14 protein-coding genes are annotated in these 15,875 nt (G+C 62.5%); 12 read left to right on the top strand and 2 right to left on the bottom strand.

Annotation, left to right across the window (positions count from 1 at the left end):
- Positions 1–220 precede the first annotated feature (220 nt).
- The 8 genes from ACEWPL_RS00715 (at position 221) to ACEWPL_RS00750 (ending at position 9,539) form a co-directional block, all read left to right on the top strand.
- Positions 221–1,330 (top strand): aminodeoxychorismate synthase component I, encoded by a 1,110-nt coding sequence (locus ACEWPL_RS00715; protein WP_393935131.1) that lies wholly within the window; start codon positions 221–223, stop codon positions 1,328–1,330.
- Positions 1,303–1,950 carry an aminotransferase class IV family protein gene (locus ACEWPL_RS00720; RefSeq protein WP_393935129.1) on the top strand — a complete coding sequence of 216 codons (648 nt, stop codon included), beginning with the start codon at positions 1,303–1,305 and terminating at the stop codon, positions 1,948–1,950. Before ACEWPL_RS00715 ends, ACEWPL_RS00720 begins: the two co-directional genes overlap by 28 nt.
- Positions 1,951–2,117: 167 nt before the next feature.
- Positions 2,118–3,302, top strand: coding sequence for an acetyl-CoA C-acyltransferase family protein (locus tag ACEWPL_RS00725; RefSeq protein WP_393935127.1), 1,185 nt, complete (start codon positions 2,118–2,120; stop codon positions 3,300–3,302).
- A gap of 352 nt (positions 3,303–3,654) precedes the next feature.
- On the top strand, positions 3,655–3,912 hold the full coding sequence (locus ACEWPL_RS00730) for a DUF4212 domain-containing protein (protein WP_393935398.1): 258 nt from the start codon (positions 3,655–3,657) through the stop codon (positions 3,910–3,912).
- Between the two features lie 5 nt (positions 3,913–3,917).
- Positions 3,918–5,720 (top strand): sodium:solute symporter family protein, encoded by a 1,803-nt coding sequence (locus ACEWPL_RS00735; protein WP_393935126.1) that lies wholly within the window; start codon positions 3,918–3,920, stop codon positions 5,718–5,720.
- A 58-nt stretch (positions 5,721–5,778) separates the two neighbouring features.
- Positions 5,779–7,605: a DUF294 nucleotidyltransferase-like domain-containing protein gene (locus ACEWPL_RS00740; protein WP_393935125.1), complete on the top strand. Its 1,827-nt coding sequence runs from the start codon at positions 5,779–5,781 to the stop codon at positions 7,603–7,605.
- 19 nt (positions 7,606–7,624) lie between these two features.
- The gene (locus tag ACEWPL_RS00745; RefSeq protein WP_393935123.1) at positions 7,625–8,146 is read left to right on the top strand and encodes a hypothetical protein; all 522 of its coding nucleotides are present in this window, start codon (positions 7,625–7,627) and stop codon (positions 8,144–8,146) included.
- A 1-nt stretch (position 8,147) separates the two neighbouring features.
- On the top strand, positions 8,148–9,539 hold the full coding sequence (locus ACEWPL_RS00750; protein ID WP_393935122.1) for a 3'-5' exonuclease: 1,392 nt from the start codon (positions 8,148–8,150) through the stop codon (positions 9,537–9,539).
- 39 nt (positions 9,540–9,578) lie between these two features.
- Here the strand turns inward: ACEWPL_RS00750 and ACEWPL_RS00755 are convergent, their stop codons facing one another.
- Positions 9,579–10,493 (bottom strand): LysR family transcriptional regulator, encoded by a 915-nt coding sequence (locus ACEWPL_RS00755; RefSeq protein ID WP_393935120.1) that lies wholly within the window; start codon positions 10,491–10,493, stop codon positions 9,579–9,581.
- A gap of 345 nt (positions 10,494–10,838) precedes the next feature.
- Here ACEWPL_RS00755 and ACEWPL_RS00760 point away from each other — a divergent pair, with 345 nt between their 5' ends.
- From ACEWPL_RS00760 to ACEWPL_RS00770, 3 genes are all read left to right on the top strand, one after another.
- A complete protein-coding gene (locus tag ACEWPL_RS00760) occupies positions 10,839–11,138 on the top strand; it encodes a DUF1127 domain-containing protein (RefSeq protein ID WP_393935119.1) in 300 nt (99 codons plus the stop codon).
- 322 nt (positions 11,139–11,460) lie between these two features.
- Complete coding sequence (locus ACEWPL_RS00765; protein ID WP_393935118.1) at positions 11,461–11,949, top strand: peptidase associated/transthyretin-like domain-containing protein; 489 nt, start codon at positions 11,461–11,463, stop codon at positions 11,947–11,949.
- Between the two features lie 25 nt (positions 11,950–11,974).
- Positions 11,975–12,589 (top strand): ferric reductase-like transmembrane domain-containing protein, encoded by a 615-nt coding sequence (locus ACEWPL_RS00770; protein WP_393935116.1) that lies wholly within the window; start codon positions 11,975–11,977, stop codon positions 12,587–12,589.
- A gap of 16 nt (positions 12,590–12,605) precedes the next feature.
- Here the strand turns inward: ACEWPL_RS00770 and ACEWPL_RS00775 are convergent, their stop codons facing one another.
- Positions 12,606–13,811 carry a class I SAM-dependent methyltransferase gene (locus ACEWPL_RS00775; RefSeq protein WP_393935115.1) on the bottom strand — a complete coding sequence of 402 codons (1,206 nt, stop codon included), beginning with the start codon at positions 13,809–13,811 and terminating at the stop codon, positions 12,606–12,608.
- 273 nt (positions 13,812–14,084) lie between these two features.
- On the opposite strand from ACEWPL_RS00775, the gene aspS reads away from it, so the two are divergent.
- A complete protein-coding gene (aspS, locus tag ACEWPL_RS00780) occupies positions 14,085–15,863 on the top strand; it encodes an aspartate--tRNA ligase (protein WP_393935114.1) in 1,779 nt (592 codons plus the stop codon).
- Positions 15,864–15,875 lie beyond the last annotated feature (12 nt).

Raw genomic sequence — 15,875 nt, forward strand, 5'->3', positions numbered from 1 at the left:
GGCGGTCCCCGTTTGGCAGCTGTGATCGCGCAGGCCCGCCGGGTGCATCCGCTTGAGGCGCATGCGGCGGGCGCGCAAATTGTTGGCGGTTATATCCATGCGCCCGCCCGGCGCAAGGGGATAGGGGGCGCAGCCGCGCCGCGAAAGGCCGATTACCTCTGTTTTTCGCGCCCCTGCCGATCTAGGTAGCGCGGGAGGCTGCGCAATAGGGGAGGTGCCGGTGGAGATTCGCTTTGATCACGGCCCGTCCGGAACGGACGCCGCCGTTTTTGCCGCGCCGGAGCGGATTATCGAGGCGACCCGTCCGGAGGACGTACCCCGTGCGCTGGCCGCGCTGGATACGGCGCGGTCCGAGGGGGCGTGGCTGGCCGGATATGCCAGTTACGAGCTGGGCTACGCGCTCGAGCCGCGCCTTGCGCCCCTGATGCCTGCCGCGCGCCGCCTGCCGCTCATCTCCTTCGGCGTCTACGGCGCGCCCGAGCCTGCGCCCGATCTGGCAACCGGCGAGGCTAGCCTGACGGATCTGACGCCCGCATGGGATGCCGATCGCTATGCGCAGGCCTTTCGCACCGTCCATGACTATATCGGTGCCGGGGATTTCTATCAGGCCAACCTCACCTTTCCGCTCAGCGCCACAGCTACCGGCGATCCCGACGCGCTCTATGCCGCGCTGGCTGGGCTGCAGCCGGTGCGCTACGGCGCGCTGATCCGCCAAGACGATGGCCCCGCGATCCTCTCGCGCTCGCCCGAGCTGTTCTTTCGCACAGATGCGCAGGGCCGGATCAAGACGCGCCCGATGAAGGGCACGCAGCCGCGTAGCATGGACGCCGCTGAGGATGCCCGAAACCGCCTGTTTCTGGCCACGGACGAGAAGAACCGCGCCGAGAACCTGATGATCGTTGATCTCTTGCGCAACGATCTCAGCCGCGTCTGCATGCCGGGATCGGTCACCGTCCCCGAGCTCTTTACGGTCGAGAGCTACAACACCGTTCACCAGATGACCTCACTGATTGAGGGTCAGATGGCGAAGGGCACCAGCCTTGCCGACATCTTCCGCGCGCTCTTTCCCTGCGGGTCTATCACCGGCGCACCCAAGCTGCGCGCGATGGAGGTGCTGGCTGCGCTGGAAGAGGTCCCGCGCGAGATTTACTGCGGCACCATCGGATGGGTCGCCCCGGACGGGCGCGCCGAGTTCAATGTGGCGATCCGCACCCTCATGGTCGAGGACGGGCGCGCCACGCTCAATGTGGGGGGCGGGATTGTCCATGATAGCACCGCCGAGGCCGAATACGAGGAGGCGCTTTGGAAAACCCGCTTCGCCCGCCTCTAGGGCCTGATTTTGCCCTGATCGAAACGATGCTCTGGACGCCCGAGGGCGGCGTCCGGCACCGCGCGCGCCACATGGCGCGGCTGGGGCGGTCAGCCCGGCATTTCGGCATCGCGCCGGCCGGCGTCGAGGATGCACTGGACGCGGTATCCGGTCCGGCGCGCCTGCGCCTGCGCCTGACGGTGGATGCCGAGGGCCGGGCCAGCCTCGATGCCACTCCTTTCACGCCGATGCCGCCGGGCACGCGCTGGCGCCTCGCCATCCATCCCGAGCGTCTTGAGGCCAGCGACCCGTGGCTTGCGCACAAGACGACGCGCCGCGCGCTCTACGACACCGCGCGCGCGGCGCTGCCCGAGGGCATTGACGAGTATCTTTTCCTCAATCAGGGCGGCGCGCTGGCCGAAGGCACGATCACGAATGTCTATGTCGACCCCGGTGATGGCATCCTTCTGACGCCACCGCGCGCTTGCGGTTGCCTGCCCGGCATAGGCCGTGAGGTGCTGATCGCTGAACGCCGCGCGCGCCCCGCCCGGTTGACCCCTACGGACCTTGAGACGGCCCGCGGTGTCTATGTCGGAAACGCCCTGCGCGGCCTCATCCCCGCTATGATCGCTTCCTCGTAATCCCGGCCGCCCGCGAGCATCGCGGGGACGCGACCGCAGAGCGTTCGGCAAAAATCCGATCTCAGCGGAGGGCATGTGTTTTTCTTGCCGATGAACTTGCTATCCCTGATACGATACATCGGGCAAAACTGCACTTGCACAGCTGTGAACTTGGAAAGGACGCACAGATGGCTCATGACGTTGTCATTTTGGATGGTGTGCGCACCGCAATAGGCACCTTCGGCGGGGCCCTTGCGGGAACCGCGCCATGCGCCCTTGCTGCTGCGGTGGCCAAGGAGGCAATGGCACGAAGCGATATCGACCCTGCGCAAATCCAGCATTCGGTGTTTGGCCACGTTATCAATACCGAGCCGCGGGACATGTATCTGGGCCGCGTCGCCGCCGTCGAGGCGGGTGTGTCGCAAGACGCGCCGGGGTTTACCGTCAACCGCCTGTGCGGGTCGGGCGCACAGGCGATCGTCTCTGCTGCGCAACATATCATGCTGGGCGATGTGGAATACGCCCTGGCAGGTGGCGCGGAAAGCATGTCACGCGCGCCGCATTCCTCGCAAGCTGTCCGTTGGGGCCAGAAGATGGGCGATTTCGCCATGACCGACATGATGATCGGTGCGCTGAACGATCCCTTTGGCGCAGGCCACATGGGGGTCACGGCGGAGAACGTGGCCGATGAACACGGCGTCACCCGCGCGGACCAGGATGGCTTTGCAGTGGAAAGTCAGCGGCGCGCCTTGGCCGCGATCGAAGCCGGCCATTTCACAAGCCAGATCCTGCCGATCGAAGTCAAGCAGCGTCGCGATATCGTCAGCTTCGACACGGACGAGCACCCGAAGGCGGGCACCACGCTGGACTCTCTTGGTAAATTGCGTCCGGCATTCCGCAAGGACGGCTCTGTGACGGCGGGCAACGCCTCTGGTCTGAACGATGGTGCGGCGGCAATGGTGCTGGCCTCTGCCGAGGCCGCCGAAAAGGCGGGGCTGAAACCGCGTGCGCGCATCCTTGGCTATGGCCATGCGGGCGTGCGCCACGATGTGATGGGCATCGGGCCCGTTCCGGCGGTGACAAACCTGCTCGAAAAGATCGAGATGACCGTCGATCAATTCGATGTCATCGAAAGCAACGAAGCCTTTGCCGCACAAGCCTGCGCCGTGAACACAAGCCTTGGCCTCGATCCCGCCAAAGTCAATCCGAATGGCGGGGCCATCGCCCTTGGCCATCCCATCGGTGCGACCGGCGCGATCATCACGATCAAGGCGCTCTACGAGCTGGAACGTATTGGCGGGCGTTTTGGCCTGATCACCATGTGTATCGGTGGCGGGCAAGGTATCGCCTTGGCTGTAGAACGCTTGAGTTGAACAACTGTCAGGTGCATGCTCCTGACAAACCTCTCATTTCGGGATCATGGCCATGCAAGACGACGCGGCATCTGGACGGACCGCCGACATTGCCAGACAGATCAAGCGGCTTGCCCGATCGACCAACCGTGCCACCCGGACCATCATGGGCCCGACCCGATGCGTGCTGCCCGGGGGCGTTCATGACCGGCTCGAACGGATGCGTACCTTCGAAAATCAAGGAAACTCTTTTGCCGCTGATAGGCGTCGGCGTGACGAAGACGGCTGTCACCAAACGTTCAGGCGCTCTGTTCTCAGGAGCCTGTGCGAGATCGATAAAATTAACAAAAACAGCTCAAATGGAGGAACTGCTATGAGTAAACAACCGGACCCAGGCGCATATTGGAAAGCCAATCTGCGCATCATCAAGATCAGCCTTGTCATCTGGGCCATCGTGCCCTTCGGATTTGGTATCCTGTTCCGCCCCCTGCTGACGGGTATTCAGATCGGCGGCACCGACATCGGCTTCTGGGTTGCCCAGCAAGGCTCGATCCTCGTCTTTCTTGCGATCATCTTCTTCTACGCATGGCGGATGAACAAGCTGGACCGTGAACACGGCGTGGGAGAATAATCAAGATGGATCAGTTTACAGTTAACCTGCTGTTTGTGGGCGCGAGTTTCGCGATTTACATCGGCATCGCGATCTGGGCCCGTGCCGGCTCCACGTCGGAATTCTATGCGGCCGGGCGCGGCGTTCACCCTGTTACAAACGGCATGGCGACGGCGGCGGACTGGATGTCGGCGGCCTCGTTCATCTCGATGGCGGGCCTGATCGCCTTTACCGGGTATGACAACTCGTCCTACCTGATGGGCTGGACAGGCGGCTACGTTCTGCTGGCGCTGCTTTTGGCGCCCTACTTGCGCAAGTTCGGCAAATTCACGGTATCTGAATTCGTCGGCGACCGCTTCTATTCTCCGACGGCGCGCCTCGTCGCCGTGATGTGTCTGTTGGTTGCGTCGATTACCTACGTGATCGGTCAGATGCAGGGCGTCGGAATCGCGTTCGGACGCTTTCTCGAGATTGACGCTTTCTGGGGCTTGATGCTTGGGTCCTGCGTGGTTTTTGCCTACGCGGTGTTCGGCGGCATGAAGGGTGTGACATATACGCAGGTCGCGCAATATGTCGTGCTGATCTCGGCTTATACCATTCCGGCCGTCTTCATCTCGCTGCAAATCACTGGCACGGGCATCCCTGCGCTTGGCCTCTTCAGCGAAGTGTCGGCTTCGACAGGCGGCGAAAGCAGCGTCTATTTGCTGCAAAAGCTTGACCAGATCATCATCGATCTTGGCTTTGCCAGCTATACCGAAGCGCACAAGGACAACCTGAACATGATCCTGTTCACCTTGTCCCTGATGATCGGCACCGCAGGGTTGCCGCATGTGATCATGCGCTTCTTCACCGTGCCAAGGGTGTCCGACGCCCGATGGTCCGCCGGTTGGGCGCTGGTGTTCATTGCGCTGCTCTACCTCACGGCTCCGGCTGTCGGGGCGATGGCCCGTCTGAACATTACCGAGCTGATGTGGCCCAATGGCACGGATGGTGATGCGGTATCGGTCGAAATGATCGCCACCGACGAGCGTTATGACTGGATGCAGACATGGCAGGTGACCGGTCTTCTCGATTGGGAGGACAAGAACGGCGACGGCATGATCCAGTATTACAACGATCAATCCGACGCGATGGCCGAGAAGGCAGCGGCAAACGGTTGGCAAGGCAACGAGTTGACCAACTTCAACCAGGATATCCTCGTGCTGGCCAACCCCGAAATCGCAAACTTGCCGGGCTGGGTCATCGGCCTTGTGGCGGCGGGGGGCCTTGCTGCCGCACTTTCGACAGCGGCGGGGTTGCTGCTCGCGATTTCATCGGCGGTGTCACATGACCTTCTCAAGGGTCAGTTGACGCCGAACATGTCCGAGAAATCAGAGCTTTTCGCCGCGCGGATATCGATGGCGGTTGCCATTGTCGTCGCCGTGATCCTTGGCCTCAACCCTCCCGGGTTTGCGGCGCAAACTGTGGCTCTGGCCTTCGGTCTGGCCGCTGCGACGATCTTCCCGGCGCTGATGATGGGTATCTTCTCGGCGCGGGTGAACAATGTCGGCGCGGTTGCAGGGATGCTGTCGGGCCTGACGTTCACGTTGGTCTACATCTTCCTGCACAAGGGATGGTTCTTCGTTCCTGGGACCAACTCGTTCCCCGATACGGTTGATGGCTCGCTTCTGGGCATCCAGTCCACCGCGATCGGAGCCGTTGGCGCGCTGATCAACTTTGCGGTTGCCTATGCGGTGTCCATGTCGACCAAAGACACCCCGCAGGAGATCAAGGACCTGGTTGAAAGCGTTCGCGTCCCGGCGGGTGCCGGCGGTGCCGTAGATCACTGAAGCAAATGGTGCTGGCGCCGCTTTGGCGCCAGCACCGATCCAGCTGAGAGGCGCGGCCGTGACACTCGATCAAGCATCCTTTCTGTCCTACCTGCATCCCTATGACGTGCTGTCCGATGATGCGCGCAAGGATATCGTCGAGCAAAGTGACTGGGTCCAGTTTCGCCAGGGCGATAAGATCTATACCCGCGGGGATCGGCTGAAAGGTCTCTACATCATCGAAAGCGGTCAGGTTTCCGTCACCGATGAAACCGGCGCCCCTATCTCTCTGCTCAGCCGTGAAAACTCATTTGGCGAACGTGGTCTGCTGCGCGATGGACTTGCCGCCACCACCGCCACCGCGGCCGAAGATTGCCGCCTACTCTGCATTCCCTCCGCGCTGTTCCGGACGCTGCTGACGCAACATGACGCGTTCCGACGGTTCTTCGACCGCTCGCGCCGAAAGCCCGCCGACAGTGGTGCCAAAGCCACCAGTCTTGCCCGCGTTCAGGTCGAGGCACTGATGGTCGGCAACCCTGCTACCGTCACCCCCGAAACACAGATTGAAGACGCCGCGCGCATCATGCGTGATCGGCACATTTCCTGTTTGTGCGTCGTCGAGAACGATGCGCTGATCGGCATCCTCACGCTGCGCGATCTGGTGAACAAAGCCATCGCAGACGATTTGGCCAAGGGTTCGCCCGTCAGCGCGATCATGACAGTCAATCCACGCGTCCTGTCCCCGTCGGCGATTGGCTCGGACGTGCTGCATCTGATGATGGAGCACCGCCTGGGGCATCTGCCCATCGTCTCGGCCGGCCGGCTTGTCGGCATCGTAACCCAGACGGACCTGACCCGCTTTCAGGCCTCGCACGCCGCCAGTTTCGTATCCGAGGCCGCGCATGCGCAAAGCGTGCAGGACCTCGCGCAGATCACGGCGCGAATCCCGAACCTGTTGGTCCAACTCGTTGCCGCCGGAAACCGGCACGACATCGTCACCCGGATGATCACCGACATCGCCGATGTGGTCACGCGCCGATTGCTGCGTATGGCCGAAGATGAATTCGGCCCGCCCCCGGCCAAATATCTCTGGCTCGCCTGCGGATCACAGGGACGACAGGAACAAACAGGCGTGTCCGATCAAGACAACTGTCTGATCCTGGAGGACGGCATCAGCGTGGAGGACGCCGCATATTTCGCGTCCTTCGCGCAATTCGTCAGCGAGGGTCTTCATGTCTGTGGGTATGTCTATTGCCCGGGCGACATGATGGCGACGAACCCGCGCTGGTGCCAGCCGGTATCGGTTTGGAAAACCTATTTCAAAGGCTGGATCGCAAGCCCGGGAAAAGAGGCGCAGATGCTCGCCTCGGTGATGTTCGACCTGCGCCCCATCGGCGGCGACGAAACGCTGTTCAAGGACCTTCACACCGAGACGCTGAAGGCCGCGGCGGCCAACTCGATCTTCACGGCCCATATGGCCACCAACGCGCTGACCCACGCCACGCCCCTCGGCCTGTTGCGCGGCCTGTCGACCATCCGCGCCGGCGAGCATCGCAATACCATAGACATGAAGCTGAATGGTGTCGTGCCAGTTGTCGATCTGGGCCGAATGTATGCGCTGCAAGGCCAGCTCCCCGAGCTGAACACCCGCGCCCGGCTGGAGGCGGCGCTGGCGGCGAAGATTATCAGCGAAAGCGGCGGGCAGGATCTGCTGGACGCCTATGATCTGGTCGCTCAGACACGGCTGGACCATCAGGCCAAGCTTATAAAACAGGGTAATGCGCCGGATAACTTCCTTCCTCCCGCAACGCTTTCGGGATTCGAGAGAAGCCATTTGCGGGACGCCTTTGTCGTGATCAAGACGATGCAATCGGCATTGATGCAGGGGCGCGGTGTGCTCGGCTAACCAGGAAAAGAGACGGTCCATGTTTTTTGAACTTATCGGCACGATCGTTGCGGGCGCTGCCACCGGGCTTTTTGTCTGGGCCATCAACCGGACCCTCAAAGGCAGGCTGCCGAGTTGGCTGGTGCCTGCGTCTGCCGGCGCCGCGATGCTGATTGCCACCATTTCGAGCGAATACAGCTGGTTTTCGCGCGCCCAAGCCAACATGCCCCAAAGCTTTGTTGTCGCGGAAACCGTGGAAGAGACAAATTTCTACCGTCCGTGGACCTACGTCAAACCCTTCACCAGCCGCTTTGTCGCCGTTGACCGGGCGACGATGCGCACGCATCCGTCCCACCCCGAGCAGCGCATCGTCGATCTGGTGTTTTATGGCCGTTGGAGCAGAACAGCCAAGATACCGGCCCTGTTCGACTGCGCCGGACACGCCCGAGCCGATCTGGCCGACGGTGTCGATTTCGGGGCGGACGGAGAGGTTTTGAACGCCGATTGGCGGCCTATGGACGCACACGCCCCCCTGCTGCAGGCGGCGTGTGCGCAGACCTGACATGAAACATCTCAGCTTGCGCATAAGGGTATTCCTGTTTTTCTGTTTGGCCGCTTTGGGCAGTCTGGTCATCCTGGGTGCGGCCTTGTGGATGGGGTTCCGCCAGCTGGGTGACCCGGACGCGCTGTCTGCATTCATCAGCACCGGCGTCATCGCAGGGCTTGGGATCACGGGGCTTATCGCCTTCATCTGGCTCCTCTTTGACGACAATGTCAGCAAGCCCGTCGAAACCATCGCCTCCAGTTTGCGTGTGCGTGCCCATGTCGACGTCAGCACGCCCATTGACGTCTCGGCGGCCAGATACCTCGGCGATCTGGCACCTGCAGCCTCGGCGCTGGGCGCGGTTCTGGCCAATGTGACCAGATCACGATCGGAAAAGACCGATCACCTCCTTGCCGAGTTGACAGCGCAACGCGACCAGTTGGTCGAAATCCTGTCAGACATCCCGATCGCGACAATACTGATATCCGCCGATCACCGGATCGTGCTCTATGACGGGCAGGCCGCCGCGATGATGGAGCGTGTCGGGGCGGCCCGTCTGAAGGCGTCGATATTTGACTACCTCGACAAGACCTCGATCCTCACCGCGCTGGATCAAATGAATGACGCCAAGGTCTCCTACCTTGAAATCGCGGTGACGACACATTCCGGTGACATGTATTCCGGGCATATCCGCACTTTCGATACCGGTTATACCTTGATGCTGGAGCCGTTGGAGCCATCCGCCGCCCGGCCCCTGACATATGATTTCGACCTTCTCACGCCAGCGCGCGCGGCTGCCTTGCGCGATATTCCCCTGCGGGATCTGGTTTACGTGGTGTTCGACAGCGAAACCACGGGGCTGGATCCTGCCGTCGATGAAGTTGTGCAATTGGGCGCGGTGCGTGTCGTGAATGGCAAAATCGTGAAGGGTGAGGTCTTTGACACGCTGGTCGATCCCGGCATTCCAATTCCGAAACGCTCGACCGACGTTCATGGGATAGACAACTCTTCGGTTGCGGGAGCGCCCGCATTTGCCGATGTCTGCACGAAATTCCATGCCTTCTCGGAAGGGGCAGTTTTCGTCGCTCATAACGCCGCGTTCGACATGGCGTTCCTCCACAAGGAGGCGCTTAAAACCGGCCGAAAACTTGACCAGCCCGTCCTCGACACCGTTCTCATGTCGGCCGCGATTTTCGGCGGCTCGGCAACGCATACACTCGACGCTATCTGTGAGCGGCTCGAAATCTGCATTCCGCCTGAACAGCGACATACAGCAATGGGCGACGCGGTCGCGACAGCAAAAGCGCTGGTTGCAATGATCCCTATTCTTGAAGGACGCGGAATCCGGTCCTTCGGCGCCTTGCAGGCCGAGGCTGACAAGCATCGAAGGATCATTCAGGGCGGGACGTGATCGCTGACGCTCAGGCGCCGACTGAAACAGATGGGCGGCTCACGCCTTGGGCAAGCCGTCGCCGGGGCCGTTGCGGAACTCCTCCACCAGGAAATCGACGAAGACGCGGATACTGGGGGCGAGGTTGCGCTTGTCGGCAAAAAGCACGGCGATTTCCGCATTCTGCTGGGAGTAGTCGGGCAGAACGCGCACCAGCTCGCCCGATTGCAGCTTGCTCGCGACCAGGTAGGACGGCAGCCGTGCGATGCCCAGCCCGGCCAGCGTGGCGCGAAAGACGACATCGGTGCTGTTGCCCTCGAAATTTCCCTTCGCCTCGAAGCCCGCCCCATTGCCAGCCTCATGGGCGATCCATTCGTTCCGCTCATGGCTGCCCGCAATGCGCAAGCAGTTATGCCCGGCCAGATCCGCGAAGCATTCAGGATGGCCCGCACGGCGCAGATAGCTGGGCGCCGCGCAGAGAATCCGGCGGCTCTGCATCAGTTTGCGCAGGACGATATCAGGCATCTTCCGCTGCTCGGCAAAGCAGATGGCGACGTCGAAACTCTCGGCCTCAAGATCGATGTCGCGGTCTGTCAGATCCAGCGAGACACTGATGTCGGGGTACGCCTCCAGAAACCTTGGCAGAACCGGGATCAGCTGCGATTTGCCAAAGGCCACGCTGGACGCGATCTTCAGCCTGCCGCGCGGGTAGCCGTCAAGGCTCTGGATATGCGCCTCGGCATCCTCGAATTTCTCCGCCAGCGCCTTGCATTTGACAAAGAAATCGCGCCCCTCGGGGGTGGGCGAAACGCCGTTTCGCGTCCGGTTCAGCAGGCGGTAGCGCACCTGATCCTCCAGCAGCCCGATCTGCTTGCTGACGGCGGATGGTGTCTGGCCCATGCTGCGCGAGGCGGCCGAGATGCTGCCGCGCTCGACGACCTTCACGAAGAGCAGCATCTGAGATGAGATGTCCATCCGTTTTCCGTTTGCTGTTCCATTCCGTCACAACCCCTATGCGCATTCGAAGAGTTGTGAGCGCTACCAAGGTGTCGTACTTCTGCAGTGCAGCATAAATTCCGCGCTGCAGCAAGCGCCGAGGGGTGATCGTGATGTACACATATTCAAATCGAAATCTCGGCGACGGTTTTGGCGGTGCAATCGCGCCGTTTGCTCAGAAATTGGGCAAAGTCCGAAACGCAGTGGCGCATCGGCAGCGGTATTGCCGGAGGACCGGGAAACTCTCGCTGCTGCGCGTCTGCGAGCTTCGTGACCTCGAAATCCCCCGCGATCACATCAAACGCCTGACATGGGAGACAGCACATGGCCATTAGCATCAAACGGGGCGCAGCAGAGCTGCGCCGTCCCACCGCCTCCGCTTTGCGGATACCTGAATGGAGCTGCGCTTTGGGCGCCGTCATGGCCCGCACCGGCGCGGGCGCGATGCGCTGGACGATGTCCTTCATGTGGACCGTGCAACTCAGCCGCGTGACCAAGGTCCTGGCCGAGATGAACGACCGACAACTGGCCGCAATCGGCATTGCGCGGTCCGACATCCCGAAATATGCGGAAAGCCTGATGGGGGACGACCCCGCCGCGAAGGGACGCCACACAGGCGGCTGAGATGATTTTGGCCACTTGCGGCGAACTGCGAGTGGCCCTTCCGAGAAAGTGTTGGCTCTAACTCCTCCCAGAGCAGTCCAGCACGAGCGACGTCGGTGCCTAGCAGGTGCCGTCGGCGCAGGTGCCAGCATCCTTACCTCCTCCCCAAGGGTGCTGGCCCAACCTTGCCGCAGCGGTCCGGCGGCGTGCTCACGCAAAAGTGGGAAGTCTTGATCGGCCCGGCCTCCGATATGCTTAGAACACGCCCGGAAATGCCCTATACTTCGTTGAAAGTGGCGCGGCTTCGATGAGGCAGGCCGCGTTCGGGTAAGGAGGCTTTCTCATGACGACACTATCGCTCACCCGCCGCACCCTGATCACCACCGGCAGCGCGATGGCCGTGGCCGGGCTTTCGGGCCTTGCGTCGCCCGTCCGGGCCGAAGGCGTGGTGGCCACGCCCACGATGCAGGGCGGCGCCAATAATTACCGCCCCGGCGCCCCGATCGTCGAGCGCATTGGCGGCGGCGGCTTTTGGATGACGGGCACCGTGCGGCGCGCGGGCGATGGCGCCCCGCTGCCCGGGCAACGCATCCAGATCTGGGCCCACACGACCGAGGGGCATGAGCGCGATCCGCACAGCCATGGCGCCACCTTGACCGATGAGAACGGGAGGTTCCGCCTGGAAATGCCGCAGATCGTGCCGGCCTTCGGGCAGGCGCATGGCCATCTTGCCTATGATGACGACGCGTTCCAGACCGTGTTCCTGCGCCCGGTGATGCCTGACCCCTCGGCGACCAGCCTCGAGGCGCATTTCGTTCTCCGCTCGGCCTGATCGCGGGCGGGGCAGGGTGCGCCACTTGCGCGATATCGGGCCGCGAAAGGCCTTGGCATGGGGCACGCTGGTCATCGTTATCGCCGCGCCTCTGGCTTTGGCCGCTGTCAGCCCGCTACTGGCATGGCGCCAGCCGATCTATATCGCGGCGGGCTTCGCAGGCGTGGTTGCGCTTGCCTTGCTGCTGCTCCAGCCGCTTTTGGCGGGTGGTTATCTGCCCGGACTGACCGTGTTTCGCGAAGGGCGCATCCACCGCTGGATCGGCGTATCGCTGCTGGCAGCGGTCATTATCCACGTGATCGGGCTTTGGATTACCAGCCCGCCGGATGTCGTTGATGCGCTTCTTTTCACCTCTCCGACGCCGTTCTCGGACTGGGGCGTGATCGCCATGTGGGCGCTCTTTGCGACGGCTCTTCTGGCCGCCCTGCGCAAGCGGTTACGCCTGCGCTGGCGGTTCTGGCTCGGAGCGCATGGCGCGCTGGCCGTGGTCATCGTCTCGGGCAGTGTGGTCCATGCGATGTTGATCGACGGCACGATGGAAGTGGTAAGCAAAACAGCGCTTTGCGCGCTGGTCCTCATCGCTACAGCCAAGACCTTGGCCGATCTGCGTGTCTGGAGAGTGCGCAAGAGCCCGCGGTAACCGGGCCGAAAGCACTTCAGTTATGCCCGTAGAGATAATCGCGGGTCAGCGGGACCGCCTCTTGCGCGCGCGCAAGCTGCATCTGGAACACCACCTGCCGGTTCAGCCGAAAGGTAAACTCGCTTGCCAGCAGGTAAAAGCGCCACATCCTGCAGAACCGCTCGTCATAGAGCGCGCGCGCCTTGTCGAGATTGCGCATGAAGCGGTCATACCAATGGCGCAGCGTTTCGGCGTAGTGCAGGCGCCAGACCTCGACATCGGCGGGGATGAGGCCCGCAATCTCCACCGCGCGCGACATCTCGGACAGGGCCGGAACATAGCCGCCGGGAAAGATGTATTTGTCTATCCACGGGCTGGTCGTCCCCGGCGGTTTGGCCCGGCCGATCGTGTGGACCAGCGCCACACCATCCTGCGGCAGAAGAGAGCGGATCTTGCTGAAATACTCGCGGTAATGCGGCACGCCCACATGCTCGAACATGCCGACCGAGACGATGCGGTCGAACTGGCCTTCAACGTCGCGGTAATCCACCAGCCGGAAATCCACCTGGCCCTCCAGTCCCGCATCGCTAGCACGCTGCCGGGCGACACGGTGCTGCTCTTCGCTGAGGGTGACGCCCACCACTTCGGCGTCGAAATCCCGGGCCAGCGTCAGGCCCATGCCGCCCCAGCCACAGCCGATGTCCAGAACGCGCATCCCCGGCTCCAGCAGCAGCTTGCGGGCGATATGCGCTTTCTTGGCCTCCTGCGCCTCGTCCAGCGTCATGTTCGGGCGCGGGAAATAGGCACAGGAATACTGGCGATCCTCGTCAAGAAAGAGATCATAGAGCTCGCCCGACAGGTCATAGTGATGCGCGACATTCGCCCTCGCGCGTCCCACGGGATTGAACTGCGCAACCCGCCGCCCCAGATAGCGCAGCGCCTGCATGGGCCGTTGGGCGCACGTCCCGCCCAGCTCGGCCATGTTGCCGATGGTAAGACGCAGGAACCCCTCCAGATCGTCCCCCTCGATGGTTAGCCGCTGATCGACATAGGCCTCGCTCACGGCCATCTCGGGCGATAGCAGGATGCGTCGGGGCAGGGTGGGATCATGCAGGGTTATGGCCACCTCGGGGCCGGGCCTCTCGCCTTGATAGACATGCACGTCGCCGGACGGGTAGGTCACGCTGAGGCGGCCCTGCTGGACCAGCTGTGTCAAGAAACGGTGAAGGGCGTTGCTCCACATATCTCTCCCCTCTCACTTCGGGTTCGATCCGGGGCGCTGCGTTCACCCGCGCGGCGGGCATGGGGTTAATGCACTGGCATCCCGAAAGGTTTCCCTTGCGTCATCCATGTTTGCGCGAACATGTCATCTTGTAAATACCGCGCTTTCAAAAGTGGCAGAGGAACGCGCACGGGGCTGCGCCTCTTGACTTTGCCGCCCGGGCCATGTGTATCGGCCCAACGCCAGACCAGCCTGCCGCGCCGCGCGTCAGAACCGCCAAAGAGGATGATCCGAATGCACGCTTACCGCAGCCACACCTGCGCCGAATTGACGAAAAGCAATGTTGGCGACACAGTGCGCCTTTCGGGTTGGGTCCACCGCATCCGCGATCACGGCGGCGTCCTCTTTGTCGATCTGCGCGATCATTACGGCATGACGCAGCTGATCTGCGATCCTGACAGCCCTGCCTTCGCCGCCGTTGACGCGGTGCGCAGCGAATGGTGCATCCGCATCGACGGCACGGTCAAGGCCCGCGACGAGGCGCTGGTGAACCCCAAGCTGCCGACCGGCGAGATCGAGGTTTTCATCCGCGAGATCGAGGTGCTGGGCGCGTCCAAAGAACTGCCGCTGATGGTCTTTGGCGATCAGGAGTACCCCGAGGAGACGCGGCTGAAGCACCGCTATCTGGACCTGCGCCGCGAGGCGATGCAGCGCAACATGACGCTGCGCAGCGATGTCGTCGCCTCCATGCGCCGCCGCATGTGGGACGCGAGCTTTCGCGAGTATCAGACGCCGATCATCACTGCGTCCAGCCCCGAAGGCGCGCGCGACTTTCTGGTGCCGTCGCGTCTCCACCCTGGCAAATTTTATGCGCTGCCGCAGGCGCCGCAGCTCTTCAAGCAGCTGATCATGGTCTCGGGCTTTGACAAGTATTTCCAGATCGCGCCCTGCTTCCGCGACGAAGATCCGCGCGCCGATCGCTCGCCCACGGATTTCTACCAGCTCGATCTCGAGATGAGCTTTGTCGAGCAGCAGGACGTGTTCGACAAGATCCAGCCCGTTATCCAGGGCATCTTCGAGGAATTCGGCGGTGGCCGCGCCGTCGACAGCGTCTGGCCGCAGATCAGCTATGCCGACGCCGCGCTCTGGTATGGCACCGACAAGCCCGACCTGCGCAACCCGATCAAGATGCAGGTCGTCTCCCAGCATTTCGAAGGCTCGGGCTTTGCCATCTTTGCCAAGCTGCTGGAGCAGGAAGGCACGCAGATCCGCGCCATCCCCGCGCCCGGTGGCGGCAGCCGCAAGTTCTGCGACCGCATGAATGCGTTTGCGCAGAAAGAGGGCCTACCGGGGATGGGTTATATCTTCTGGCGCAAGGGCGATGACGGCATGGAAGCCGCCGGCCCCCTCGCCAAGAATATCGGCCCCGAGCGCACCGAGGCGATCCGCCAGCAACTGGGTCTGCGCGAGGGCGACGCGGCCTTCTTCCTCGGCGGCAAGCCCGCCAGCTTCGAGCGTGTCGCCGGCAAGGCGCGGGTCGAGATCGGCAATGAGCTGGGTCTGACAGACGAAAACCGCTTTGCCTTTGCCTGGATTGTCGATTTCCCGATGTACGAGGCCGACGAGGAGACGGGCAAGATCGACTTCTCGCACAATCCGTTCTCGATGCCGCAGGGCGGGCTGGAGGCGCTGCAGGGCGATCCTCTGAAAGTTCTGGGATATCAGTATGATCTGGCGTGCAACGGATACGAACTGGTCTCGGGCGCGATCCGGAATCACCGGCTCGACGTTATGATCGCGGCCTTCGAGAAGGCCGGCTATGACGAGGCCGAGGTGCATAGCCGCTTTGGCGGGCTGGTGCAGGCGTTCCAATACGGCGCGCCGCCCCACGGGGGCTGCGCGGCGGGCATCGACCGGATCGTGATGCTGCTTGCGGATGAGGCGAATATTCGCGAGGTCATCATGTTCCCGATGAACCAGCGTGCCGAGGATCTGATGATGAACGCCCCCAGCGCGCCCACCTCCGATCAACTGATGGAACTTGGCCTGCGGGTGATCCCGCAGGGCAAGTAGCGCCGAAGCGCG

The organism is Roseovarius roseus, from assembly GCF_043355935.2.
GTDB lineage: Bacteria > Pseudomonadota > Alphaproteobacteria > Rhodobacterales > Rhodobacteraceae > Roseovarius > Roseovarius roseus.

Excerpts from the sequence above, each read along its gene's own strand:
- aspS (WP_393935114.1), top strand. The coding sequence starts at position 14,085 with ATGCACGCTTACCGCAGCCACACCTGCGCCGAATTGACGAAAAGCAAT.
- ACEWPL_RS00735 (WP_393935126.1), top strand. The coding sequence starts at position 3,918 with ATGGATCAGTTTACAGTTAACCTGCTGTTTGTGGGCGCGAGTTTCGCG.
- ACEWPL_RS00765 (WP_393935118.1), top strand. The coding sequence starts at position 11,461 with ATGACGACACTATCGCTCACCCGCCGCACCCTGATCACCACCGGCAGC.
- ACEWPL_RS00750 (WP_393935122.1), top strand. The coding sequence starts at position 8,148 with ATGAAACATCTCAGCTTGCGCATAAGGGTATTCCTGTTTTTCTGTTTG.
- ACEWPL_RS00760 (WP_393935119.1), top strand. The coding sequence starts at position 10,839 with ATGGCCATTAGCATCAAACGGGGCGCAGCAGAGCTGCGCCGTCCCACC.
- ACEWPL_RS00775 (WP_393935115.1), bottom strand. The coding sequence starts at position 13,811 with ATGTGGAGCAACGCCCTTCACCGTTTCTTGACACAGCTGGTCCAGCAG.
- ACEWPL_RS00755 (WP_393935120.1), bottom strand. The coding sequence starts at position 10,493 with ATGGACATCTCATCTCAGATGCTGCTCTTCGTGAAGGTCGTCGAGCGC.
- ACEWPL_RS00730 (WP_393935398.1), top strand. The coding sequence starts at position 3,655 with ATGAGTAAACAACCGGACCCAGGCGCATATTGGAAAGCCAATCTGCGC.
- ACEWPL_RS00725 (WP_393935127.1), top strand. The coding sequence starts at position 2,118 with ATGGCTCATGACGTTGTCATTTTGGATGGTGTGCGCACCGCAATAGGC.
- ACEWPL_RS00745 (WP_393935123.1), top strand. The coding sequence starts at position 7,625 with ATGTTTTTTGAACTTATCGGCACGATCGTTGCGGGCGCTGCCACCGGG.